The 24401-nt window shown below is 66.3% G+C and carries 22 protein-coding genes; 4 read left to right on the top strand and 18 right to left on the bottom strand.

Annotation, left to right across the window (positions count from 1 at the left end):
• Window positions 1–61 precede the first annotated feature (61 nt).
• Both FHY18_RS08470 and FHY18_RS08475 read left to right on the top strand, forming a co-directional pair.
• Window positions 62–769, top strand: coding sequence for a DUF998 domain-containing protein (locus FHY18_RS08470; protein ID WP_259153448.1), 708 nt, complete (start codon window positions 62–64; stop codon window positions 767–769).
• A gap of 10 nt (window positions 770–779) precedes the next feature.
• Window positions 780–1127 carry a RidA family protein gene (locus tag FHY18_RS08475; RefSeq protein WP_046963077.1) on the top strand — a complete coding sequence of 116 codons (348 nt, stop codon included), beginning with the start codon at window positions 780–782 and terminating at the stop codon, window positions 1125–1127.
• Window positions 1128–1475: 348 nt separating this feature from the next.
• On the opposite strand, the gene FHY18_RS08480 is transcribed toward FHY18_RS08475, so the two are convergent.
• The 18 genes from FHY18_RS08480 to FHY18_RS08565 all read right to left on the bottom strand — a co-directional run bounded on the left by FHY18_RS08480 (window position 1476) and on the right by FHY18_RS08565 (window position 21600).
• Window positions 1476–2546, bottom strand: a complete 1071-nt coding sequence (locus FHY18_RS08480) for a cyclopropane-fatty-acyl-phospholipid synthase family protein (protein WP_259153450.1) — start codon at window positions 2544–2546, stop codon at window positions 1476–1478.
• Between the two features lie 17 nt (window positions 2547–2563).
• Window positions 2564–3346 (bottom strand): DUF1295 domain-containing protein, encoded by a 783-nt coding sequence (locus FHY18_RS08485; RefSeq protein WP_259153451.1) that lies wholly within the window; start codon window positions 3344–3346, stop codon window positions 2564–2566.
• On the bottom strand, window positions 3343–3888 hold the full coding sequence (locus FHY18_RS08490) for a DUF2878 domain-containing protein (protein ID WP_259153452.1): 546 nt from the start codon (window positions 3886–3888) through the stop codon (window positions 3343–3345). Before FHY18_RS08490 ends, FHY18_RS08485 begins: the two co-directional genes overlap by 4 nt.
• A 3-nt stretch (window positions 3889–3891) precedes the next feature.
• Entirely contained in the window at window positions 3892–5178 is a 1287-nt protein-coding gene (locus FHY18_RS08495; RefSeq protein WP_259153453.1) for a cyclopropane-fatty-acyl-phospholipid synthase family protein, read from the bottom strand.
• Window positions 5175–6059, bottom strand: coding sequence for a DUF1365 domain-containing protein (locus FHY18_RS08500; protein ID WP_259153454.1), 885 nt, complete (start codon window positions 6057–6059; stop codon window positions 5175–5177). Before FHY18_RS08500 ends, FHY18_RS08495 begins: the two co-directional genes overlap by 4 nt.
• Entirely contained in the window at window positions 6059–7309 is a 1251-nt protein-coding gene (locus tag FHY18_RS08505; protein WP_259153455.1) for an FAD-dependent oxidoreductase, read from the bottom strand. The genes FHY18_RS08500 and FHY18_RS08505 overlap by 1 nt, the downstream gene beginning before the upstream one ends.
• A complete protein-coding gene (locus tag FHY18_RS08510) occupies window positions 7306–8301 on the bottom strand; it encodes a fatty acid desaturase (RefSeq protein WP_259153456.1) in 996 nt (331 codons plus the stop codon). The genes FHY18_RS08505 and FHY18_RS08510 overlap by 4 nt, the downstream gene beginning before the upstream one ends.
• Window positions 8302–8638: 337 nt before the next feature.
• On the bottom strand, window positions 8639–9475 hold the full coding sequence (locus FHY18_RS08515) for an anti-sigma factor (RefSeq protein WP_046963069.1): 837 nt from the start codon (window positions 9473–9475) through the stop codon (window positions 8639–8641).
• Window positions 9472–10035, bottom strand: a complete 564-nt coding sequence (locus FHY18_RS08520) for a sigma-70 family RNA polymerase sigma factor (RefSeq protein WP_259153457.1) — start codon at window positions 10033–10035, stop codon at window positions 9472–9474. Before FHY18_RS08520 ends, FHY18_RS08515 begins: the two co-directional genes overlap by 4 nt.
• Before the next feature lie 58 nt (window positions 10036–10093).
• Window positions 10094–10459 carry a DUF4345 domain-containing protein gene (locus tag FHY18_RS08525; RefSeq protein ID WP_259153458.1) on the bottom strand — a complete coding sequence of 122 codons (366 nt, stop codon included), beginning with the start codon at window positions 10457–10459 and terminating at the stop codon, window positions 10094–10096.
• An 85-nt stretch (window positions 10460–10544) separates the two neighbouring features.
• On the bottom strand, window positions 10545–11333 hold the full coding sequence (locus FHY18_RS08530; protein ID WP_259153459.1) for a hypothetical protein: 789 nt from the start codon (window positions 11331–11333) through the stop codon (window positions 10545–10547).
• A 345-nt stretch (window positions 11334–11678) separates the two neighbouring features.
• A complete protein-coding gene (rnfB, locus tag FHY18_RS08535; RefSeq protein WP_259153461.1) occupies window positions 11679–12098 on the bottom strand; it encodes an Rnf electron transport complex subunit RnfB in 420 nt (139 codons plus the stop codon).
• A 16-nt stretch (window positions 12099–12114) separates the two neighbouring features.
• Entirely contained in the window at window positions 12115–12705 is a 591-nt protein-coding gene (locus tag FHY18_RS08540) for an HAD family hydrolase (protein WP_259153463.1), read from the bottom strand.
• A gap of 678 nt (window positions 12706–13383) precedes the next feature.
• Window positions 13384–15468, bottom strand: a complete 2085-nt coding sequence (metG, locus tag FHY18_RS08545; protein ID WP_259153464.1) for a methionine--tRNA ligase — start codon at window positions 15466–15468, stop codon at window positions 13384–13386.
• Window positions 15469–15721: 253 nt separating this feature from the next.
• Window positions 15722–16171, bottom strand: coding sequence for a DUF2147 domain-containing protein (locus FHY18_RS08550; RefSeq protein WP_005993603.1), 450 nt, complete (start codon window positions 16169–16171; stop codon window positions 15722–15724).
• Between the two features lie 398 nt (window positions 16172–16569).
• The gene (locus FHY18_RS08555) at window positions 16570–20160 is read right to left on the bottom strand and encodes a M1 family aminopeptidase (protein WP_259153465.1); all 3591 of its coding nucleotides are present in this window, start codon (window positions 20158–20160) and stop codon (window positions 16570–16572) included.
• 12 nt (window positions 20161–20172) lie between these two features.
• Window positions 20173–21066, bottom strand: a complete 894-nt coding sequence (locus FHY18_RS08560; protein ID WP_259153466.1) for an ABC transporter ATP-binding protein — start codon at window positions 21064–21066, stop codon at window positions 20173–20175.
• Between the two features lie 144 nt (window positions 21067–21210).
• A complete protein-coding gene (locus FHY18_RS08565; RefSeq protein ID WP_259153467.1) occupies window positions 21211–21600 on the bottom strand; it encodes a VOC family protein in 390 nt (129 codons plus the stop codon).
• A 379-nt stretch (window positions 21601–21979) separates the two neighbouring features.
• Here FHY18_RS08565 and mmuP point away from each other — a divergent pair, with 379 nt between their 5' ends.
• Complete coding sequence (gene mmuP, locus FHY18_RS08570) at window positions 21980–23377, top strand: S-methylmethionine permease (protein WP_259153469.1); 1398 nt, start codon at window positions 21980–21982, stop codon at window positions 23375–23377.
• Window positions 23374–24336 (top strand): homocysteine S-methyltransferase, encoded by a 963-nt coding sequence (gene mmuM, locus FHY18_RS08575; protein ID WP_259153471.1) that lies wholly within the window; start codon window positions 23374–23376, stop codon window positions 24334–24336. Before mmuP ends, mmuM begins: the two co-directional genes overlap by 4 nt.
• The last annotated feature ends 65 nt before the right edge of the window (window positions 24337–24401 follow it).

Consider the following 24401-nt stretch of genomic DNA (forward strand, 5'->3'; position numbering starts at 1 on the left):
AGGTGCGTGCCGCAGGGGAATGGATGAACGGCGTTACCGTTGGAAGGCAGACAGGCTGCTGATGCGCACGACCGACTTTCGCACGGATGGTGCGCAGGCCACCCCGGGGGGGGCGCCACGCTGGAGCGGGCATGCCGGGGCGCTGGCCGCTGCCGCCGGCCTGGCCTTCATCGGGCTGGTACTGGTGCTGCAGTGGCTACGCGGCGATCTGTGGTGGATCGACGCGCAACTCAGCGCCTATCTGCACGGCGCCTACGGCCTGCTGCTGCGCACGGCGTACTGCCTGTTGGCCGCAGCGATGGCGTGGCTGGCGGCGGGCCTGTATGCGGCGCTGGCGCCGGCGGCACGCAGCCGCACGGTGTTGGGATTGTTCTGGCTGGCAGGGCTGGGCTTGTGCGCGGTGGCGATCGGCGACAGCTGGATGCCGGAGCTGGCGCCAGACGCGGCAACACTGGTGCATGTGGTGTCGGCCGACGCCACGTTCCTGTGCGTGATCGCGGCGGTGTTGCTGCAGTCGTGGTACTTCTGCCGCGATCGCGCATGGCGCGCGCATTGGGTCGGAGCATGCGTGCTCGGTTGGGCGGCATTTGCGGTGCTGCTGTTCCATGTCACGGTCACTAGCGCGCCGCCGGGGATCAGCCAGAAGATCGCCATCGTGCTGATCGTGGCCTGGATGGTGCGGGTGGGGCTGTGGCTGACGCGCACCGTACGCGGTGGGGCTGCACGCACCGCGCATTCGCGTGACAATGGCCGGGTCAATCAACCGTAGGAAGTCTGAAATGCTGCAGCGATTCGATGCGGGTCCGCGTATGTCCGAGATGACCGTCCATGGCGGCGTGTGCTACCTGGCCGGCCAGATTGCCGATGACACCAGCGAAGACATCACCGGGCAGACCCGCCAGGTGCTGGCCGAGATCGACAAGCTGCTGGCGCAGGCGGCCAGCGACAAGACCAAGATTCTGCGCGCCGAAATCTATCTGGCCGACATCGCCGACTTCGACGGCATGAACGCCGCCTGGGACGAATGGGTGCCGCACGGCTTCACGCCTGCGCGCGCCACGGTCGAAGCCAAACTGGCGCGGCCGGAATGGAAGGTGGAGATCGTGATCACCGCCGCGGCGGGCTGATCGCGCGCTGCATGCGCCTATCGATACGGCTGCGCATCCGCCAGGGTGCGTGGCGGTGTCTGCGACCGGTGTGTCTCCTCCGCACTGCGCGCTTGCAAGCGCGGTGCACGGATGCCGATGCATGGCATCGGCTCAGACGCATCGTGCTTGGCGCGCTTCACCATCTGAGGTCCGAGCGCGTTATGCGTCAGGTCGCCTGCAATGCGCAGGCTGCCACGATGCGCGACTGCGGTCTGTCGCGCCTTCTCCCCATCGCCAACCAATGCGATGGTTCGTTTACGTCGCGATGCACGGCAGCGGTGGCTGCTGGTCCGTCATCGCCATCCAGGCGTTCGAGGCAGCGTGCCCTCAGCGTTTGACGAAGCGGTAGTGCGCCACACCCCATTCGCGGCCGTGGTCGTAGCCGAACAGCTCCGCGCAGGCCAGCCAGAACATGCGCCAACGCTGCCACCAGCGCTGCGCATCGTCGCCATAGGTCTGCTTCAACAGCGGCATGATCTGCGCGCGGTGGCGGTCCTGGTTTTCCAGCCAGGCATTGGCGGTTTTTTCGTAGTGCTCGCCCGACAGGACCCAGCGTTGTTCGATCACCACGTCCTGCTGGAAATGCAGCAGGGTGTCGGCCGCCGGCATCAGCCCGCCGGTGAAGAAATGCCGCCCCATCCAGTTGTCTTCGCCGGCCACCTCGAACGGATAGGCCAGATCGCGGTGGCAGAAGATGTGCACGAACAGCTTGCCGCCGGGCGCCAGCCAGCTGCCTACACGTGCAAGCAGATCGCGGTAGTTGCGCATGTGCTCGAACATTTCCACCGACACCACGCGGTCGAAATTGCCCGGCGGCAGCGCCAGCGCGTTGACGTCGGCGGTGATGACCTGCACGTTGCCCAGGCCGCGGATGCGGCACTGCTCCAGGATGTGCGCGCGCTGCGGGCGTGAGTTGGACACTGCGGTGATGGTGGCGTTGGGGTAGCGCTCGGCCATCCACAAGGTCAGCGAGCCCCAGCCGCAGCCCAGTTCCAGGATGCGTTGGCCATCGGCCAGCTCGGCGCGCTCCCCGTACAGCGCCAGCATGCGTTCTTCGGCCGCGTCCAGGTCCGGGGTGCTCGCGTCCCAGTAGCAGCTGCTGTATTTCAACCGTTTGCCCAGGCACAGGGTGAAGAACTGCGGCGGCAATTCGTAGTGCTGGCGATTGGCGGCATCGGTTTCGATCGCGATCGCGCTGGCGCGCAGGCTGTCGATGAAGACGCGCTGCCGCTCGCCGTTGGCATCGGCATCGCCGCCGCGCTCATCGCGCAGGCGCTGCGCGCACAGACGCCGGATGCCGTAACGCAACGCGGCGTCGGGCAGCACGCCGGATTCGGCCAGACGGGTGGCAAAGGCTTCTTCGGGCAGCGAGGAGGGCGGGGCGGTGACGGTGGACATGCGACTCTCCAGGCAACTCAGGACGAAGGGGGAAGCGGGAAAAACGCACTGGTGGTGCGCTGGTAGTGCGCGTAATCCTCGCCACGCGAGCGCAGGGCCTGCTGCTCGGTGTAGGGAATACCGGTGAAGCGATACAGGAACACGAACATCACCACCGGCCCGAGCGCGCACAGCGCCACCGGCCAGGGCCCGGCGCCGACCGCCAGGGCCAGATAGGCGAACCAATGCACGAACTCGAAGAAATAATTGGGATGGCGCGAATACCGCCACAGTCCCTTGCGACAGGTCTTGCCGCGATTGGCCGGGTCGGCCTTGTGCGCAGACAGCTGCCGGTCGGCCAGTGCCTCGCCGCCGACGGCAACCAGCCACACCACAACCGCCAACGTGCTCCATACGCTCCATGCCGGGTTCGGGTTGCTGGCCGCAGCCAGGAACGGCACCGCAAACAGCACCACCACCACCGCCTGGGCCAGGAAGAAACCGAGAAACTTGCGCTGGTCGCCGTTCCAATGTTCGCGCAGGGCGCGATAACGGCCGTCTTCGTGCGGGTCGCCGAACACGCGCACGCCCAGATGCCAGGCCAGACGCGTGCCCCACAGACCGCCAAGCACCGCCACCAACACGCGCGGCAGCAACGCACCGTCGGACATCCACGCGCAATACGGCGCAGCAATCGCCAGGCAGGCCGCCCACAACACGTCGACCGGGCCGGCATTGCCGCTACGGCGTTGCCATAGCCAGCCCAGCACCATCACCCCACTTGCGAATACGCCCACATGCAGCAGCGGCCACACAGTCATTGCAGTTCTCCGGTCATGTCGTGCGGCAATGGTCGCGCCAGACGCCGTGCATACAGCGACAACACGCCGCAGGCCACGCCCCAGCCGGTGCCGACGGCGAGTACCGCATGCAGCGGCGGTGCCGACAGTTCCACTGCATGCCAGCTGCGTTGCGCCAGCCAGTACGAAAACGGGCCGAAGATGGCGCCAAGCACCACCGCCAGCCACGGGCGTTGCATCACGCTGCGCAACGAATGATTGAGCGTGAGCGCAAAGCCCACCCACAGCGCCAGAATCCATGCCGGCGCCAGCACGCTACCGGGCCACGCCGCGGCGTACCGCACCCAGCCCCCCGCTGCCAGCGTGGTGTCCAGCAGCAGGCCCAGCGCCAATGCGGCGATCAGCAACGGACCATCGCCGGGCGCGCGTCGCGAGGGCCACAGTTGATACAGCGCAAATAGCGCCAGCACCAGTAGCGTTGGCCAGACGCGGCCGTGCGCGGCAGCGGCCACCGCCACCACCCAGAGCACCTGCAAGCCGAGATAGTTGCCGAGCTGCTTCATGCCTCACGCAAGACCGGGCACGAACTGCGGCGGGCGTGCGCCGGGCTTGCTCAGCCACAGGTGCACGTCGCCGATCGAACGTTCCAGAAAACCGGCTTCGCAATAGGCCAGGTAGAACTCCCACATGCGGATGAAGCGCTCGTCGTAGCCCAGTGCGCGCACCTGCGGCAGCTGCGCCATGAAGCGCTGCCGCCAGGCGCGCAATGTCAGCGCATAGCTGGGACCGATATCTTCGAGATGGAACAGGCGCAGGTCGCTGGCGCGCGCTACCGCCCCGGTCATCGCGGCCACCGACGGAATGAAGCTGCCGGGGAAGATATGCCGCTTGATGAAGTCCACCGAGTGCAGCGCCTGCTTGTAGCGATGATCCTCGATGGTGATGGCCTGGATCAGCGCCTCGCCATCGTCGCCGAGCAGGCTGCCGACCTTGGCGAAGTAAGTGTCCAGATACTGGTGGCCGATCGCCTCGATCATCTCGATCGACACCACGCGGTCGTAGCGGCCCTGCAGGTCGCGGTAGTCGCTCAACAACACGCTGACCCGGTCGCTCAAGCCGGCTTCGGCGATGCGCTGGCTCGCCAGATCGAACTGCTCGCGCGAAATGGTGGTGGTGGTGACGCGGCAGCCGTGTTCGCGCGCCGCATGCAGTGCAAACCCGCCCCAGCCGGTGCCGATCTCGACGACATGATGCTGCGGGCCGAGGCGCAACTTCTGGCAGATGCGTTCGAGCTTGCGCGTGGCCGCACGTTCCAGCGCCGCTTCGCCCTGGGCTTCTTCGCCATCGACGAAGATCGCCGACGAGTACATCAGGTTCTGATCCAGAAACAGCTTGAACAGCGGGTTGCCCAGGTCGTAGTGCGCGGCGATGTTGCGCCGGCTGCCGCTGCGGGTATTGCGCGCAAACGTATGCAGGCTGCGCATCGCCCAGCCACCCAGGCGCGCGGTGCCGGTCTCCATCGCATCCAGCCGGTCGCGATTGCGCAACAGCAGGCGCATCAGCCCGACCAGATCGTCGCACTGCCATTGCCCGTCCATGTACGACTCGCCCGCGCCGACGCTGCCGTTGAGTGCGGCCTGCCGATAGAAATCCGGGTCGATGACGCGCAACTGCATCTGCAACGCGTGCGCACCGCTGGCGTTACCCAGCGTGGTGACCGTGTCGGCTTCGCGCAGCTGCAGCTGCCCGTCGCGCAGGTCGCCGAGTGTGGCCAGCAGGCGCTTGCGCAGCAGGCGGTCCGTCCAGGAAGCCGCGCGCGGCGCAGCAGTGTCGGGCAGGGAGGTGGCGTTCATCGGGAATCTCGCACAGGCGGATGGGGGTGATCGTGGACAGGGTTGCCGCGCAGCCACAGGCGCAGGGCCTGCCAGTGGATGGCGAGCACCACCTGCACGGTCATCAAGGGGTAGGCGAGCAGGGTGCGCGCCAGCGTGCGCGCGGTCAGTGGCTGACGTTGCAGGACCAGCGTGGCATCGAAGCGTCGGGTGCCGCTGTTGTTGATTGCGTCGGCAGCGTCGTCGTCACTGGCATCCAGTACGTCCATATGCACGCGCAGTTGCGCATCCGGCACGCTGAAGCGCCAGTCGTAGCGGTGCTGCATGCCCATGAACGGCGAGACGTGGAAGCGTTTGTCGAAGCGCCATGCATGCACATCGCGATGCGTGCGGGCCTGCGCCACCGGCAGCACATAGGTGTGACGTTGCTGCCAGGGCGTGTTGGTGATTTCCGCCACGATCCAGCGCAAGCCGTCATGCCGGTCGAAGCAGTAATAAAAGCTCACCGGGTTGAACACGTGGCCGAAGTAACGCAGATGCGTCAGCAGCCGAATGGCGCCTTCCGGGCGCTCGCCGGTCTGCGCCTGCACGCAATCGCGCACTGCCTGGTCCAGCGGAACGCTGGGATCGCCCAGGTAGTCGCTGCGGCGGAACTGCGCCAGATTGGCGCGGCCTACCGACCATAGCCAGCGATGGGCGAACACCTGATCCAGTTCGGACAGGTCCAGGTACATCAGGAACAGGCGGTAACGGAAATCCAGCGGTTTGGGCGCGAAGCGGCGATGTCGCACCCATCCGGTGTAGATCGCGCTGCGCAAGCCGCCCGCCACGCTGCCGGCACCGCTGTCCTCACCGGGAGGCAGCGGCACCGCGTCGGTACTGGCTTCGCGCAGCAGTTGCATTACCAGGTCACTCCCAGGCCATGGGCCACATCCACGCCGCTGCGCAGGCCGTCTTCGTGGAAGCCGAAGCCCCATGCCGCACCGGCAAACCAGGTGTGGTGCCTGCCCTGGATCTCTGCCTTGCGGTCCTGCGCCGCCAGCGCGGCGGCGTTCTGTACCGGGTGGCGATAGCGCATGCGCCGCAGCACCTTGGCCGGGTCGATGTCGTGGTCGCGGTTGAGGCTGACGATGAAGGGCTGCGGCGCGTCGATCGACTGCAGCGCATTCATCCAGTAACTCACCGTGCATGGCGCCTGCGGGTCGGCCGGCACATGCGCGTTCCACGCCGCCCACGCGCGCCTGTCGCGCGGCAGCACGCGGGCATCGGTATGCAGCACGGTGTCGTTGTCCTGGTAGGTGATGCCACCCAGGATCTGCCGCTCGGACTCGGTGGCATCGCTGAGCAAGGCCAGTGCGTCGTCGGCATGGCAGGCCAGCACCACCTCGTCGAAGTATTCTTCGCCGCGCAACGAGTTGAGCATGATGCCATCGGGGGTGCGCCGGATCGCGTGCACCGGTGTGGACAAGCGTTCCAGCACCTGCCAACGCCGCCGCAGCGCACGCACATAGCTGTTGGACCCGCCACGCACCACCTGCCACTGCGGCCGGCCGCTGATCTGCAGCATGTGGTGGTTGGCCATGAAGCCGATCAGCTGGCCCATGGGGAATTCAAGGATGGTCTGCGACGGCGATGACCACAGCGCCGATGCCATCGGTACCAGATGCTGGTCGCGAAACGCGGCCGAATAGCCATGCCGCTGCAGATACGCGCCCAGCGTGCTGAAGCGCTCGTCGCTGTGCAGTACCTGCGGCGCCTGCCGATAGAAGCGCCGCAGGTCCGCCAGCATGCCCCAGAAGCGCGGGTTGAGCAGATTGCGCCGCTGGCAAAACAATCCATCCAGGCTGCCGGCGTTGTACTCCAGCCCGCTGCCGGCATCGTGCACCGAAAAACTCATCGTGGTCGGCTGCGAGGCCACGTCCAGCTCGGCGAACATGCGGGTGAGCAGCGGATAGTGCTGCGGGTTGAACACGATGAAGCCGCTGTCCACCGCGTAGCGCTGGCCGTGCAGTTGGATGTCGTGGGTGTGGGTGTGGCCGCCGAGATAATCGGCCGCCTCGAACAAGGTGACTTCGTAGCGACGCGACAGCAGCCACGCCGCGCCCAGGCCGGCGATTCCGCTGCCGACCACGGCGATTCTGCCCTCCCTCATCGCGCCACCCGTTGCGCGCGGCGCGTGAGCATTGCCGGCATCGGCTTGAGATCCCATACCAGGCCTACCCACGACATCGCCTTGAGGCCATACCAGGTGACGTCGTACTCCCACCAGCGCATGCCTTGCCGCGCCGAGCCGGGGAAAAAGTGATGGTTGTTGTGCCAGCCTTCGCCGAAGGTGATCAACGCCAGCAGCCAGTTGTTGCGGCTGTCGTCGCGCGTGTCGAACCGCCGGCTACCGAAGCGGTGGGCCAGCGAATTGATGGTGAAGGTGGCATGGAACAGCGCCACCGTGGACAGCACAAATCCCCACACCAGCAGCTGCGGGCCGTTGGTGTGCAACGCGGGTGCAGCGTCGGCCAGCCAGTCGCCAAGCAGATACAGGCCGAGCGCCAGCAGCACCGGCATCACGATGTCGAAGCGGTCGATGAAACGCAGTTCGCCGAAGCGACGCAGGTCCGGGATCACCTCCCAGTCGGTGCGGAAGTTGCGCGGAGTGAGGAACCAACCGGTGTGGCTCCACCAGAACCCGTGCTGGGCCGGCGAATGCGGATCGCGGCCGGTGTCGGTGTGCCGATGGTGGTTGCGGTGATGCGCCGCCCACCACAGCGGCCCGCGCTGCACGCAGGTGGCGCCGATGGCGGCGAACACGAACTGCAATGCGCGCGAGGTCTTGAATGCACGATGGGAAAAATAGCGGTGATAGAAGCCGGTGAGCGCAAACATGCGCAGCGCGTACAGCGCCAGTGCTATGCCGGCGGCAAACCACGATGCGCCGACCCAGAACACCGCCAGGCAGGCCACATGCAGCGCGATGAAGGGCAGGGCGCGCAGCCAGTCGATGCGATCGGCGCGCGCCTCGTCCAGCGGCTCGTCGGCTTGCGAATCCACCCAGCGACGCAGGCTGCCGATGCGCGATGCCACCCAGCCGCGATGCTTGGGCGGGGGCTGAGGCGATGCGACGTGGGGGTCGAGTCCAGTGCTCGGCACGCGTGGTTCTCCGTAGGTTATCGAAACCCTTTACGCAAGCTGCCGGCAAACAGATGCACCAGCCCGCTTGATCGTCGCATGCAAGGGTGGGATTGACGCGCTTGCGCACCCCCAGGACGCAAGCGCGCACACCGATATGTGCGCTCAGTATCAGTGACGCAGATGAGGTGGGTTGTGAAGTCGCCGGTGCGGGCAGCGCGGGTGCGTAAAGCCATCGCGCTGGGTAGGCGTGCTCATCCCGGTGCGGAAGGCACACAATGACGGTGAGAACGATGACTCCATCGCGCAGTTGCTGCGCTCCGTCCGGTGGCGGCGCAGCAACTGCCCGGGCATCCGATCAGGGCGCCATTGCCAGCGTGCTGATGCCGCCCTTGGCGACCACCGTGCCGGTGGCCACGCCACCCGGCGCGCCGCCCGGCGGCTCCAGCGTCACCGCCAGAATCGCCTCGTTGCTGAGCATGGGCATCAGCTGGTCGGGAATCTGCGCGCGACGCGCGCGCTGATCGTCGAAGGTGCCCATCGAATGCGCCTTGCCGTCCGGGGTGATCAGCCACAGCTCGGGCACCTTGTCGGCGGTGGCGGTGCGATCCAGCGGCGTCACCGTGATGGTGTGCTTGTCGGCATCCATCAGCGCCACATAGCCCGGACGTCCGTCTTCGGTCGCCAGCGTCGATGTCATTGCGATGCCGGTCTCCGGCGGTGTGGTGGCCGCAGGCGGGGTGACCGGCGTCTGTACCACCGGCGTATCGCCCACGGGCGGTACCGGTGCCGGCGGCGTGCGCAGGTTCAGCAAGGCAAGCACGCACACTGCAGCGGTCGCCAGGCCGCCGGCGCTGGCCCAACGCCACACGCGGACGTTGTTCCACAATGGCGTGGCCGGGGTGCCGGTAGTGGCTGCCGGCGCGGCCGATGTCACCGCGCGGAGCGGCGTGTCGAAGCCCAGCGCCTGCCGCACCTGCGCCCAGACCTGATCGGGCGGGGTCACGGCGGCGATGTCTTCCAGCAGCGGGGCCAGCAGATCCTGCCATTGCAGGACCGCCTGCGCGAACTGGGCGTCGGTGGCGATGCGTTGTTCTGCTGCCAGGCGTTCTTCTGCGCTCAGCAGGCCGAGCACGTACTCTCCGGCCAACACTTCGCGCGGCGGTTCCTGGTCGATGGGAAAGGGCGTGCTCATCGTTCCAGACATGCCTTGAGTTTGGCCAGGCTGCGGCGGATCCAGCTTTTGACCGTGCCGATCGGTGTGTCGGTGCGCGCGGCGAGTTCCTCGTAGGTGATGCCTTCGAAGAATGCGGTGCGAATCAGTTCGCTGCGCGGCGGTTCGAGTTCGGCCAGGCAATGGTCGATGCGGCGACGCGTACTGGCGCGCTCGGTGCGCTCCAGCGGCGACGCATCGCCATCGCGCAGTTCGCCGGCATCGTCCAGCGCGACGTTGCGGCGCTGCGGCGCATTGGCACGCAGATGATCGATCGCCTTGTTGCGCGCGATCATCGCCAGCCAGGTCAGCCCGCGCGCGCGCGCGGGGTCGAACTGCCCGGCCTTGTGCCAGATCAGCGTGAACACGTCCTGCAGCACCTCTTCGGCCTCGGCACGTTGCGGGATCATGCGCAGGCAGACCCCGAACAGCTTGGGCGAGGTCTGCCGGTACAGCGCTTCGAAGGCATGCCGGTCGCCACCCGCGGTTGCGGTCAGCAGGCGTCCGGTTTCATCGTCGTCGTGGCCAGGAATGGCACTCATGCGGTCGGGCGTTGGGTAAGGTGGGGGCGATGCTACCGGAGTGCGCAGGCGCTGTCTGTCACTTGCGCAGCCACAACAGTACGGCGGCGAGCAGCAGCAGGATCTCGACACCGGCGAGTGCGACGGTTGGCGTGGACACCGGCCACAGGCGCGACAGCGAGACGCTGCGGAACAACACGATGGGCACGTAGAACGCCAGTGCGACCAGCAGACCGGTGCGCGGTTGATTGATCCAGGCGAAGTAGCCGAACAAGAACGCCATGCCCAACTGCAGCCCGCCATAGATGACCAGATATTCCGATTGCCCGGCCGGCGAGAGCTGGGTATAGCCAACCGCGTTTGCGGTCTTGGTCGGCGACAGCGTGCACCAGATCGCCAGGACGACGTAGAGCACTGCGTTGAGCCAGAGATAAGCCTTTGCCATGGACGTGTTCCTGTACAGGGAGTGGGTGCCCGGGCCGTTGTACGCAACGGCGCGTGGTCGAACGTGAAGATGACGCGGGTCTGGCTCATGACGCGCTGCAGCTGCGGGTCAGCGGCTGCTCGCGTGCCTGGCGCAGTTCGTCTGCACTGGCGGCACGCGCAGCGGTGTCCGGAAACACGATGCGCACGCGCGGGTAGCGCCCCTGTGCGTCGCGCAGATTGCCTACGCCGCGGAACTCGAGCAGACGTTTGCTGGCGATCGCGTAACGCACCTCCAGCGAGGGCACTGCCGCGCCATACCAGGCGTCGAGCGAAATGCGGAAGCGACGCTGGCCGGCGCTGTCGTCGACGCGTTCGACCCGGAACGCCAACTGCCGTTGCAAGCTGGGCAAGACGAAGTCCACACGTTGCGGGGCGCTGGCCAGCGCATCCCAGTGGTTGCGCAGATAGGCATCGAAACCGGCATCGATCACGCGCTCGTCTTCGCCGGCCGGTAACGCCGTGCTGCGCTCCGGCTTGCCGGGCGGCTGCTGGAACATCTCACGCACACCATTGCGCCTGCGCACGCCTTCGCGGTAGCCGTCGCGACCGTCGATCAGACTGAAATCGGGCGAGCTGCCGCCGCCATCGACCTGCTTGCGTGCGAACGCTTGCCCGTTCGGGCAGCGGTACAGCACCAGCCGCCCGCCATCGTCGAGCAGCCAATGCGACTCGCGGTAGCGCAGCGCGCCCTTGTCGGCATCGAAGACATCGCCGTCCACCCGCGTGACCGCTGCCGCGCTGAGCGGCGCGCTGCCCAGCACCAGCAGCAGCAACGGCGGAATCGGCCGGCAGCGGAGTGCCAGCGCAGCAACGACAGCAGCGAATGGGCGCATCGGCCGATTCCTCGATGGGAGTGCCTATGCATACGGGCACAGCCGCAGCATGGATGCGCCGGCGGCGTCAGGACGTTCCTGACCGAAGGTAGGGTGCGGCCGCCATGGCCGGTGGCATCGGCGTTGCCGGTGGCGCGATTTCGGGCCGTTGCGCGGGGAAGGCGTCGCCGGTCATGCCGACAGGTCGGTTCACCGTTGCGACGTGCGTCGAGGTGGCTGGCGAGCAGACCCGCCACGTCTGGCATCGGTTAGCGCCTGCGCAGCAATCGCAGAGCCACAGGTGGCGGATGCAACGTGCACTGCCGGTCGTGCCGGACGGGGCGCGCCGGCTTGCGCTCGCGTTGCCTAGCCGAGGACGCGCAAGGCGATGCAATCCACCGGGCACGCCGGCAGGCAAAGCTCGCAGCCAGTGCACAGCGGCGCAATCACCGTGTGCATGTGCTTGGCTCCGCCGACGATCGCATCCACCGGACAGGCCTGGATGCATTTGGTGCAGCCGATACAATCGGCCTCCACGATCCAGGCCACCTGTGGTGGTTTGTGCGCGCCGCGGCTGCGATCGAAGGGGCGCGCCGGCACCTCCAGCACCTGCGCAAGGGCACGTGCGCCCGCATCGCCGCCCGGCGGGCAATGGTCGACGTCGGCCAGTCCGTCGGCCATGGCCTGCGCATAGGGGCGGCAGCCGTCGTAGCCGCATTGACCGCATTGGGTCTGTGGCAGCAGGCGGTCGAGGCGTTCGACCAGGGAGGGCGCGGAGACGGGCATGGGCGATCAGTGGCGATCAGTGCAGCGGATTGCCGCGATACCAGCGCTGTTGCGCCAGTGCCAGCATCGGCTTGTCTTCGCGGCTGTCGCCGTAGGCGTGCACGCAGTCGTACTGCAACAGGTCATAGCGTGCGCGGATCTGCGCGGCCTTGTGCGGTCCGCAGTCGCTGTCGGCATACCGTCCGCTCAGGCGGCCGTCGCTGTGGTCCAGCCGGTTGCAGATCAGCGACAGCCCATGCTGGGTGCACCATGGCTGCAGATACAGGTCCACCGATGCCGACACCAGTACCACCTCATGCCCTTGCGCCTGGTGCCAGTCGATGCGTTGCATCATCTCTGCACGCAGCACGCCCGGCAGTGCGCTGCGCGCGTAGTCCGCGCCGTGCGCGGTCATTTCGTCCAGCGCACGGCCGCTGAACACCATGCGCGTTACGCGCGCACGCAGCGCGGCGGCCGACACCATGCCGAGCCGATAGCCCAGCACCCATGGACCGACCTTCCACTTTGCCGACGCCAGCTGCGCGGGCGTTGCGACCTTGCGCAGGAAGCGCGCATAGGTATCGCAGGTGGTGATGGTGTGGTCGAAGTCGAACAGGGCCAGGTGCATGGGGGCGGGGATTGGGGAGTCGGGATTGGGGATTGGTTAAAAGCGCGGTGACTGGTTGTTCCCTTCTCCCGCCTGTGGGAGAGGGCGCTACAGCGTTGATCTATCTCCCTTCTCCCGCTTGCGGGAGAAGGTGCCCCGCAGGGGCGGATGAGGGGACGGGCGCAGCCATGTGCAGGTGGAACGGTACCAGGGCTTGGCCCCACACCCTCACCCCAACCCCTCTCCCGACGGGAGAGGGGCTCTGAAATCTTCCCTTCTCCCGCTTGCGGGAGAAGGTGCCCCGCAGGGGCGGATGAGCGGACGGGCGCAGCCATGTGCAGGTGGAAAGGTAACAGCGCTTCGCCCCGCACCCTCACCCCAACCCCTCTCCCGACGGGAGAGGCTCTGAAATCTTCCCTTCTCCCGCCTGCGGGAGAAGGTGCCCCGCAGGGGCGGATGAGGGGACGGGCGCAGCCATGTGCAGGTGGAAAGGTAACAGCGCTTCGCCCCGCACCCTCGCCCCAACCTCTCTGTCGGCGGGAGAGGGCTCTGAAATCTTCCCTTCTCCCGCTTGCGGGAGAAGGTGCCCCGCAGGGGCGGATGAGGGGACGCGCCAAGCACTCGAGTCAGGTCTCCCTCAACAATCAGCTCTGGCTTCTACGAATCCCGAATCCCGAATCCCGAATCCCGAATCCCGCTTCACCGCACAGGCATGCCCGGCTGGGCGCCGCTGTCGGCATCCAGCAGCGCCAGCGCGCCGCCGTCGAAGCCGGCAGAGAGGATCATGCCTTCGCTGATGCCGAAGCGCATCTTGCGTGGGGCCAGGTTGGCGATGAACACCACGCTGCGGCCGACCAGCGCGTCCGGTTCGCCATAGCTGCCGCGGATGCCCGAGAAGATCTGGCGCTTGCCCAGTTCGCCGGCATCCAGTTCGAAGCGCAGCAGCTTGTCCGAGCCTTCCACGAATTCGCACACCAGCACCTTGCCGATGCGCAGGTCGAGCTTGGCGAAATCGTCGATGCCGATGAGGCTGGGAGTGGGGATTGGGGATTGGGGATTCGCAACGGCGGCGGGCGCTACATTGGCCTTGGCCGGTGCGGGCTTGGTAGCCACAGCGGGTGCCGCAGGTGCGGCCAGGGTGTCTTTTGAAGCGTCGGTCATGGCGTCGATCAGTTTGGGGTCGATACGGGTGAACAGGGCGGTGTAGGGCTGGATCGTGTGCGCGGTGAGCGGGCGCTCCACGTCTTCCCAACTGGTCATGGGCGCCGACAGGAAGGCTTCGGCCTCGGCACAGGTGCGCGGCAGGATCGGCTTGAGTGCGGCAACCAGGATGCGGAACAGGTTCAGGCCCTGCGTGCACACCGATTGCAGCTGCGCATCGGCGCCGTCCTGCTTGGCGATCACCCACGGCTTGGTGTCGTCGATGTACTTGTTGGCCTCGTCGGCCAGCGCCATGGTCTGGCGGATCGCGCTGGCCGCATCGTTGCGCTCGTAGGCCTCACGGATCGGCGCCAGCGCGGCGACGAAGCGGTCGTACTGCGCCGGGTCGGGCAGGGCGTCGGCCAGCTTGCCGTCGAAGCGCTTGCCGATGAAGCCGGCGCAGCGGCTGGCCAGGTTGACGAACTTGCCGACCAGATCCGCGTTCACCCGCGCGATGAAATCGCCCAGGTTCAGGTCCAGGTCGTCCACGCCGCCGGAGGACTTGGCCGCGAAGTAGTAGCGCAGCGCCTCCGGCTCCAGGCCCACATCCAGGAAGGTCCGCGCCATCACGAAGGTGCCGCGCGACTTGGACATCTTTGCGCCGTCCACGGTGAGGTAGCCGTTGACGTGCAGCCGGGTCGGCGCGCGGTGGCCGGTGCCGTGCAGCACCGCCGGCCAGAACAGGCCATGGAAATTGACGATGTCCTTGCCGATGAAGTGATGCAGCTCGGTCTGCGTGCCGGCGACCAGATGCGCTTCGAACTCCTCGCCCATCTGCGCGCACAGGGTCTTGAAGCTGCACAGGTAGCCGATCGGCGCGTCCAGCCACACGTAGAAATACTTGCCCGGCTGGCCGGGAATCTGGAAGCCGAAGTACGGCGCATCGCGCGAGATGTCCCAGGCGCGCAGGCCGCCTTCGGTGTCCAGCCATTCCTTGAGCTTGGCCTTGACCCCCGGCAGCGCCACATCGCCGGCCAGCCACTCGCGCAGGAAGCCGTCGAAATGGCCCACCTCGAAGAAGAAATGCTCCGAATCGCGCAACTCCGGTGTGGCGCCGGAAATCACCGATTTGGGCTCTTTCAGCTCGGTCGGCGCGTAGGTGGCACCGCAGACTTCGCAGTTGTCGCCGTACTGGTCGGCGCTGCCGCAGTTGGGGCAGATGCCCTTGATGTAGCGGTCGGGCAGGAACATGCCCTTGGCCGGGTCGTAGAACTGCGCCACCGAGCGGCGGCTGATGTGACCGGCGGCCTCCAGTTTGGCGTAAAAGGCCTCGGTAAGCGCGCGGTTGACCGGCGAATTGGTCGAGTCGTAATGGTCGAAGGTGACCCCGAACGCGGCGAAATCGCGCTCATGGCTGGCCTGGATGTTGGCGATGAAGGCTTCCGGGGTGACCCCGGCCTTCTCGGCCGCCAGCATGATCGGCGTGCCATGGGTGTCGTCGGCGCAGACGAACCAGGTCTTGTCGCCGCGCAGGCGGCGCGCGCGCACCCAGATATCGGCCTGGATATAACCGACCAGATGGCCAAGATGCAGCGGGCCGTTGGCATACGGCAAAGCGGTGGTGACAAGTGCGGTGCGGGTCATGGCAGGCGTGATGCGGGGGACAGCCGATTATCGCATTAGTCGCGAGCCGGGATTGGGGAATGGGGATTGGGGATTCGTCAAAGCAGGATCACGCCGACTGTCTGTCCAGACGCGCGGCGTTGGCCGTCTGTGCGGCACCAGCAGCAGACGATCCCGTGCAACAGGACAAGCCCCAAATGCGCCGACGCACAAAAAAGGCGCCCCGAAGGACGCCCGCTCTTGCCAATCCCCAATCCCGATTCCCGAATCCCCGCTATTCACGGATCCAGGTCTGGGTGCGGCCCAGCGCTTCGATGCCGACGTAGCCGCGCATCTGCAGCTTCTTGCCGCCTTCGGTCAAGGTGATCTTGGCCTTGTAGGTCTTGCCCTTGGCCGGGTCCAGCACCGAGCCGCCATCCCACACGGCGGTGCCGTCGGCCTTGAGGCCCCACAGGATGGTCATGCCCTTGATCGGCTTGCCCTTCAGCGCGCCATCGCACTTGTCGCAGGTCGGGTTGGGCCCATGGTTGGACTGCAGGATCTCGACCACCTTGCCGCTCAGCGTGCCGTTGGCGGCCTGTTCGATCTGCACCACCGACTTGGGCTTGCCGGTCTCGTCGTCGATGGTCTTCCAGCGGCCCACCGGCGAATCGGACGCCTGGGCCAGCAGCGAGGCGGCGGCCAGCGGCAGGGCCACCATCAGGGTCTTGAAGGTCTTGCGCATGTGTCCCCTCCCAGGGATTGCTGTGGCCGCCGTCGGCGGCCTGATGGCGAATGTATACCGTGGGGTATGGTGCGGGAAAGATGCGCTGCGGGATGCGTTCATGCGCGCAGTTGCGGTGCCGTTGCTGAGCCGCTCCCATTGAAGATGCCGGCTGCGCAGGCTGGCCGCTTCGGGCCGGCGCTAAGTCGGCAGATTCCGTCGTGCGACGTACGCGTTGTCCGGCATCCGGGAGGAGGACGGGTGAGCGCAGTCCGTTCGCTGCGACTGAGTCGACGACGCGCGCAGGGCTCGTCGTCACGCCGGCCGTCGCGGACTGGTCCGGCTCGCTTTCAGTCGTTGGCCGTGCGCGTCGCCGGTCCTGGCCGACCGCCAATCATCGGCCAGCGAACGCTTGCCCGCTATTGCAGCGTCACCCGCTTGCGATTGTCGTCCGGCACCCGGTCGATCAGCTTGTTGTCGGGATCGAACCCGGCTTCGATGGGAAGGGCGTCGACGGTCAGGGTAAAGCTGGGCGTGGCGCTGGTGACGTGCTGCCGCCGCAGCGCCAACACCGGCGCCTGCGCATTCTTGCCGGCGGGCAAACCGTAGATCCCCACTTCGATCCAGTCGTCCATCGGCACCGCATGCTCCTTGCCGCGGCCATCGGCCTGCAACTTGGCCGCCTGCGTCTGCACGGTCACATCGAAGCGTCCATCCGGGCGCTTGTGGGCCTGTGCGCCAACCACGCGATTGTCGTAAAAGGTGATCTTTTCAAACAGGTCGGTGATCATTCCCTGCTGGTCCGGGCGTGCCTCGGCACGAATGGCCTGCAACAGCTCGGCCGAGGTGGTGTAAGGCGGCTGCTGAAACGCCTTGGCCTGCAGGAAACGCTGCAATGCGCGATTGAGCGCCTGCTCGCCGATCTCCTCGCGCAGCCGGTAGAACGCCAGCGAGCCCTTGCGGTAGTGGATGTATTGCTGGTTCTCCACCCGGTACAGCGGCAGTTCGTCGATGGTTTCGCCGCCGCGGCCCTCCAGATAGCGGTCCAGTTCGTACTTGAGGAAGCGACGCATGTGCGCACGCCCGTACTCGCGCTCCATCACCATCAACGCCGAGTACTGCGCCAGCGATTCGGACAGCACCGTGGCGCCCTGCACATTCGCACCGATCACCTGATGCGCCCACCATTGGTGCGCCACTTCATGCGCGGTGACGTAGAACACGTAGTCGATGTCGTCCTTGTCGCGCAGGTCGGCGATGAAACCGATCGATTCGGAATAAGGAATGGTATTGGCGAACGACTGCGCAAACCCCGCATAGCCCGGAAACTCGATGATGCGCACCTGGTGATGCTGGTACGCAGTGAAATTGGCCTCGTAATAGGCCAGCGATTTCTGCACGCCTTCGATCATGCGTTGCACGTTGTACGGGTGCTTGGGGTCGTAATAGATCTCGATCGGAATCTTGTTGTAATAGGCCTTGCGCACCTGCCAGCGCGCCGACAGGTAGGCATAGAAGTTCAGCATCGGGCGATCCATTACATAGCGGAAGCAGCGCCTGCCAGCCTGCCGGAATTGCTTCTGCAGATAGCCCGGCGCCAGCGCGATCTGGTCCGGTGCGGTGCAGATGGTGCTGGCGAAGCTGAGCCAGTCGGCATCGTCGCTGACGTAGGTGTTGGCGCGTGCGGCCTGGTCTTCCAGTTTAGGCATGCGCGTGGGCTCGCCCAACCCACGCTTGCGGCGGTCGTTGCGGTCGGTGATCTCGGTTTGGCTGTTGTAGCCGAACCAGGGCAAGACCTGGCTGTTGAAGAAGCTGCCGTTGGCGACCAGATCGGTCTGTGCCTGCCCGGCGGTAATGCCATGCGGGTGCTGGTCCACGCGGAAGCGGAACACGCGCTCCTGGCCGGGTTGCAGCGGTGTGTGCAGGCGATAGATGCGGTAACCGGCCGGTACATCGTGCGTGATCAGCGTCTGCCCGCCCAGATCTACCTGCACCAGGCTGCGGTCGCCGGTACTGCCTTGCATGCCGATGTGCACGTCGCTGATCGGCGTGGGGTGGGTGTTGCGCACGGTCCAGGTGGCATCGATGACGACCGATTGCGTTTCCGGATGCAGGTCGACATGGTTATCCACGGCAATGATGCGCGGCTGCGGCAGGTCCCGGTACTTGCCGTACTCGCGCTCGTAGCGCGCTTGCAGGTCCAGCTGCTGCTCTGGCGACAGGAAGCTGTTGTAGACGTTGGTGTTCCAGTACAGCCAGCCGCCGACCGCTGCGAAGCCGAGCAGGGTGACCGCCAGGGCCGCACCGGTCGGGCTGCGCAGGCGCTGCAACGCCAGCCGCAGACGTTGGCGCACACCGTGGCCAACGCCACGCGGCCAGAACGCCGAAGACAGCAACAGCAGGGCCAGCAGGAACAGGCCCCAATAGCCCTGGAACCACAACTGGCCGGGCAGGAAGTGGCCGTAGCCGTTCATGTCCGAATATGGCGCGTTGGGCCAGCCGCCGAAGGTGTAGAGGTTCTGGGTGTAGTCGAGCATCGACAGCGCCGATTGACCGATCAGCACCAGCATCAGCAGCGCATAGCCGACGAACTTGTTGTTGCTCAACACCTGCAGCGCCAGCGCCATGCCGCCCATCAGCACATACAGCACCGAGCCCAGCGCCAGCGTCTTGAGATACAGCAGTGGCTCGATGCTGGTATAGCCACGGCCAAGCTGCAGCGCGATCGCGGTCAACGCGCCGGCGAGCTGGAAGCTGGCGATCACCGCCAGCAAGGCCACAAACTTGCCCAGCAGGGGAACCCAGTCCGGCACCGGCATGGCATCGGTGATGCCGTCGATGCGGTTGCTGCGTTCTTTCCACACCAGTTCGCCGGCATAGAACAGCACCACGATGATCAGCAGAAAGCTGTAGCTGTTCTGCAGCGCCTGCAGCATCAACGAGGTGACCGGCAGCACGGCGGTACCGTAAAGGCGCGCAGTGAACAGTGCGGTCGGAATGAAATTGGCCAGGCCCAGCATCAGCAGCACTACGAACGGCGCGCTGCTCAGCACGCCGAGCGTGTCGAAACGGATCTGGCGCAGCAGTTGCTGAAACGCGGTGGTAGCCGCGAAGGCGGGTGTCACGGTGAGGCGGGTGGTGGTGACGCGCACGCTGGCTGCCGGTGCGCTGGTGGATGCAGCAGGCACCGCTCCGCGTCGACGACGCGTGCCGCTACGTTCGGTGCGGAACAGTGCGAAGGTCGCAGCGAACAACAGCCCGCTCATGCCCAGCCAGAGGGCGCGATTGGCGAGCAGGTAACCGGTCAACGGAGGAAGCTGCAGGTTGCGTTGTTCGGCCGACCAATAGCGCAATGTCTGCGACAGTGCGCGGATGCCGAGTGGATCGGACAGGGTCGCGAGCCAGACGTTGTCCAGATCGGCCAGCAGTGCACGGCTCACGCCGTACAGCACGAAGAACACGATCACGCCGATATAGACCCACAGGATGCTGCGCGTGGTCACCGCCAGCACTGACAGCAACGCGGTGGTGAACAGCAGGTTGGGCAGCACCAGCACCAGCAGCGACCACAGATAGGGCAACACGGCGACCGGACCCAACCGCGCCTGGTCGATCCAGGGCATGAACTGCGCCATGAACATGCCCAGCGCGATCACCAGATACATCACCGTGCCGGCGATCAATGCCGCACCGATGCGGCCGACCAGGTAATCGCGGCGGCGCACCGGTGTGGAGAACACCAGCTCGGCGGTGCCCAGGTCGAAGTCCCGCAGCAAGGCGTTGCTGACGAACAGAGTGGTCACCAGCAGGCCGAGCAGGCTGAAAAGGCTCAGCAGCGTGGCGATCACGGTCGGCGCATTGCGCAGCACGTTGCCGATGCCGCCGCCGATCTGCACCGCATCGCTGGAGAGTGCGGCGAAGGCCAGCAAGGCGTACAGCGCGGCCAGCAACCACAGGAAGGGCGAGCGCAGTTGCTCGCGCAGCTCGAAGCGCAGGAACGCCAGGATCATCGCAACGCTCCGTCAGGCGGCCAGCGCTTGCTTGCGCAGGCGCTGGAAATAGACATCCTCAAGATCGGGAGCGACCTGCTCGAAGCCGGGCTCCGGGCAATCGGTACTGAACACGTGGATCACCGGGTGGCCGGCGATCAGGCGCGTGGACAACACGGTGAAACGTGCTTCGTAATCGGGCAAGGCCTGCTTGCTGACCTGCTTGCGCCAGACCTGCTGATGCAGCATGTCGATCGCATCGACGGGCCGCCCGGTCAGCAGCACCTGGCCCTTGTTCATGATGGCCATCGTCGGGCAGAGGTCGGTGACGTCTTCGACGATATGGGTGGACAGGATCACCACCACGTTCTCGCCGATTTCGGCCAGCAGGTTCAAAAAGCGGTTGCGCTCTTCCGGATCCAGCCCGGCGGTGGGCTCATCGACGATGACCAGTTGCGGATCGCCCAGCAGTGCCTGCGCGATGCCGAAGCGCTGGCGCATGCCGCCGGAATAGGTGCCGAGCTTGCGCTTGCGCGCATCCCACAGATTGACCTGCTGCAACAGCCGCTCGACCACCTCCTTGCGTTGGGCGCGATCGGTGAGCCCCTTGAGCACGGCGAAGTGATCGAGCATGTCCAGCGCGCTCACCTTCGGGTACACGCCGAAATCCTGCGGCAGATAGCCCAGCCGGCGCCGCAACGCGTCCTTGTCGGCGAGCACGTCGATGCTGCTGCCATCGGCACCGGTCAGGCTGACGCTGCCCGAGTCCGGCTCCTGCAGCGTGGCCAGCGTGCGCATCAGCGACGATTTGCCGGCGCCGTTTGGCCCGAGCAGTCCGAACATGCCGCGAGGAATGTCCAGCGTGACGCCTTGCAGCGCATGCACGCCATTGGCATAGGTCTTGGACAACGCACGGATCTGCAGCATGGACGGCTCCTGTGTCCTGGGGTGGTTCGATCTTCACGACGTTGCCGCATCGCCACATCCGCCGGAAGTCACGGCGACGATCGACTACAGCTGTTCGACGTGACCGTGCGGCGGATGTGACCGAACCCGCCGGCGCCGCTGCGCTCAGCCCACCTCGTACAGCTCCAGCGGCAAGTCGTCCGGGTCGGCGAAGAAGGTGAAGCGGCGGCCGGTGTACTCGTCGATGCGGATGTCCTCGGTGGCCACGCCATGCGCAGCGAGATGCGCCACGGCCGCGTCCAGATCCTCGACACGGAAGGCGAGATGGCGCAGGCCGCGTGCTTCCGGGCGGCTGGGGCGCAGCGGTGCGGCGGGAAACGAGAACAGCTCGATCTGGCCGCCATCGGGCAGTGCCAGGTCCAGCTTCCAGGAAGCGCGCGCCTGCCGGTAATGCTCATCGAGCACCCGCAGGCCGAGGATGTCGCAGTAGAACGTTTTGGAGACCGCGTAGTCGCCGGCGATGATCGCCACGTGGTGGATGCCGGCCAGCTTCATGCCGCGCCTCGCACGCGTTGCGGACGCTGGCGCTGCCCGGTGGCGAGCAGGGATGCACGGAGCGTGGTGACAGCGCTCGGGGCTGTGAGACGTGCCGGCAGCCGGGATGCGCTCCAGCGCTGCGTCTGCGCTGCCGTGCGTGTGTGCAGATGATGTGGCATGGCAACAGTCCGGATGAGCAGTCGCGAGGATACCCTCGGTAGCGCCCGGGCGTGTCGTGCAGGCCGGGCCGGGCGCGAAGCATGCGTGGGCCGATCGTGGGCGCGACCTGCCGCATGGCATCCCGCAATACCTGGTTGCGCGTCACGCCTGGCCACTGCATGGCTGTGCTCGCCTGCGCGCGCATGGCAGGATGCGCTGCCACCGATCAGACACGCCGATGCCCGAGCCGTCGTCCAACGCCGCACCGCAATTCCAGCGCAGCATGCAGGTGCACCATCTGGTGATGCTCTCGCTGGGCGGGGTCATCGGCACCGGGCTGTTCTTCAACACCGGCTACATCATTGCCAGCACCGGTGCGTTGGGCACGGTGATCGCCTACCTGATCGGTGCGCTGGCGGTGTATCTGGTGATGCAATGCCTGGGCGAACTGGCGGTGGCGATGCCGCAGACCGGTGCCTTCCATGTGTATGCGGCGCGCTACCTTGGCCCGGCCACCGGGTACGTGGTGGCGTGGTTGTACTGGCTGACCTGGACGGTGGCGCTGGGTTCGAGCCTGACCGCTGCGGCGTTCTGCATGCAGTACTGGTTTCCGCACACGCCGACGTGGCCGTGGTGCCTGCTGTTCTGCGCGCTGATCTTCGGCCTGAACACGGTGTCGGCGCGCTGGTTTGCCGAGGGCGAGTTCTGGTTTTCGTTGATCAAGGTGATCACGATCCTGGTGTTCATCCTGCTGGGTGGCGCGGCGGTGATCGGCCTGCTTCCGTTGGCCGATGGCTCGCCCGCGCCCGGGCTGCGCCATTTGCGTGCCGATGGCTGGTTTGCGCAAGGCACGCTGCCGATACTGATGACGATGGTGGCGGTGAATTTCGCCTTCTCCGGCACCGAATTGATCGGCGTTGCCGCAGGCGAAACCGCGCAGCCGGCGCGTGCGATTCCGCTGGCGATCCGCACCACATTGATACGGCTGGTGGTGTTGTTTGTCGGCACGGTGCTGGTGCTGGCCGCGCTGCTGCCGGCCGAGCAGGCGGCGGTAGACACCAGTCCGTTCGTGCGCGCGTTCGAGTTGCTGGGTATCCCGTATGCGGCCGACATCTTGAATGCGGTGATCCTGACCGCGATCCTGTCGGCGGCCAATTCCGGCCTGTATGCGGCCGCACGCATGCTGTGGTCGCTGGCCAACGAGGGCACGCTGCCGGCGCGGCTGGCACGCCTGACAAAGCGCGGCATTCCCTTGCCGGCTTTGCTGTTGAGCATGTTGGGCGGCCTGTTGGCGCTGCTCACCGGCGTCTACGCGGCCGATACCGTGTTCGTGGCGATTTCGGCAGTATCGGGTTTTGCGGTGGTGGTGGTGTGGCTGAGCATCTGCGCCTCGCACTATTTTTTTCGGCGCCAGTTGTTGCGCGACGGCATCGCAGTAGAGACATTGGCCTATCGCGCGCCGTGGTATCCGTGGACGCCGATCCTGGGCTTTACGCTATGCCTGCTGGCCTGTGTCGGCTTGGCATTCGATCCGCAGCAGCGCATCGCGCTGTGGTGCGGGATCCCGTTCGTGGCACTGTGCTATGGCGCCTATGCACTGACCCGATGGCTCGCAGCCAGGAGACTGCACGTATGACGACACTTCCCCGCCAGCCGCGCGTGGATGCGCCTTTCAGTGCGGCGCTCCAGCACGATGGGTATGTGCTGCTGGATGGCGCGCTTGCCACCGAGCTGGAGCAACGCGGCTGCGATCTCAACGATGCGCTGTGGTCGGCGCGCGTGCTGATGGAGCAACCGGAGCTGATCTATCAGGTGCATCGCGACTACTTCGCTGCCGGCGCGCAGTGCGCGATCACCGCCAGCTACCAGGCCACGCCGCTGGGCTTTGCGGCGCGCGGGCTGGATCTGGCGCAGTCGCAGGTGCTGATCGCGCGCAGCGTGGCACTGGCTGCGCAGGCGCGTGCCGATCATCTGCAGATGCAACCGCAGGACGCGCCGTTGTGGGTGGCGGGTTCGGTCGGGCCGTACGGCGCCTATCTGGCCGATGGTTCGGAATACCGCGGCGACTATGCGTTGCCATTGGCGCAATTGATGGACTTCCATCGCCCGCGCATCGCCGCGCTGGCAGCGGCGGGCGTGGATGTGCTGGCCTGCGAGACGCTGCCCTCGGCGAACGAGATCGTGGCGTTACGTCTGCTGCTGGAAGAGTTCCCGCAATTGCATGCGTGGTTCTCCTTCACTTTGCGCGATGCCGACCATCTGAGCGATGGCACGCCGCTGGCGCAGGTGATTCCGGCGCTGGATGCCTGCGTGCAGGTGATCGCGGTGGGGATCAACTGCATCGCGCTGGATCGGGTCACCGCCGCATTGCAGAGCCTGTCGGCGCTGACCGCCTTGCCGTTGGTGGTGTATCCCAACTCCGGCGAGCACTACGATGCTGGCGACAAGCGCTGGCATGCTGGCGATGCGCCGGCCTGCAGCCTGGCAGACCAGCACGCGCAGTGGCTGGCTGCAGGCGCGCGCCTGATCGGCGGCTGCTGCCGCACCACGCCGCGCGACATTGCAGCGCTGGCAGCCGCACGCGTGGCGGGATGAACGCAGCCGGTAAAGCGGCGGCGTTCATCGCAGGGCAGGGCGTCGGGCGGACCGGTCAGCCGCGT

The sequence above is a fragment of the Xanthomonas sp. 3793 genome (assembly GCF_024806835.1).
Taxonomy (GTDB): domain Bacteria; phylum Pseudomonadota; class Gammaproteobacteria; order Xanthomonadales; family Xanthomonadaceae; genus Xanthomonas; species Xanthomonas arboricola_F.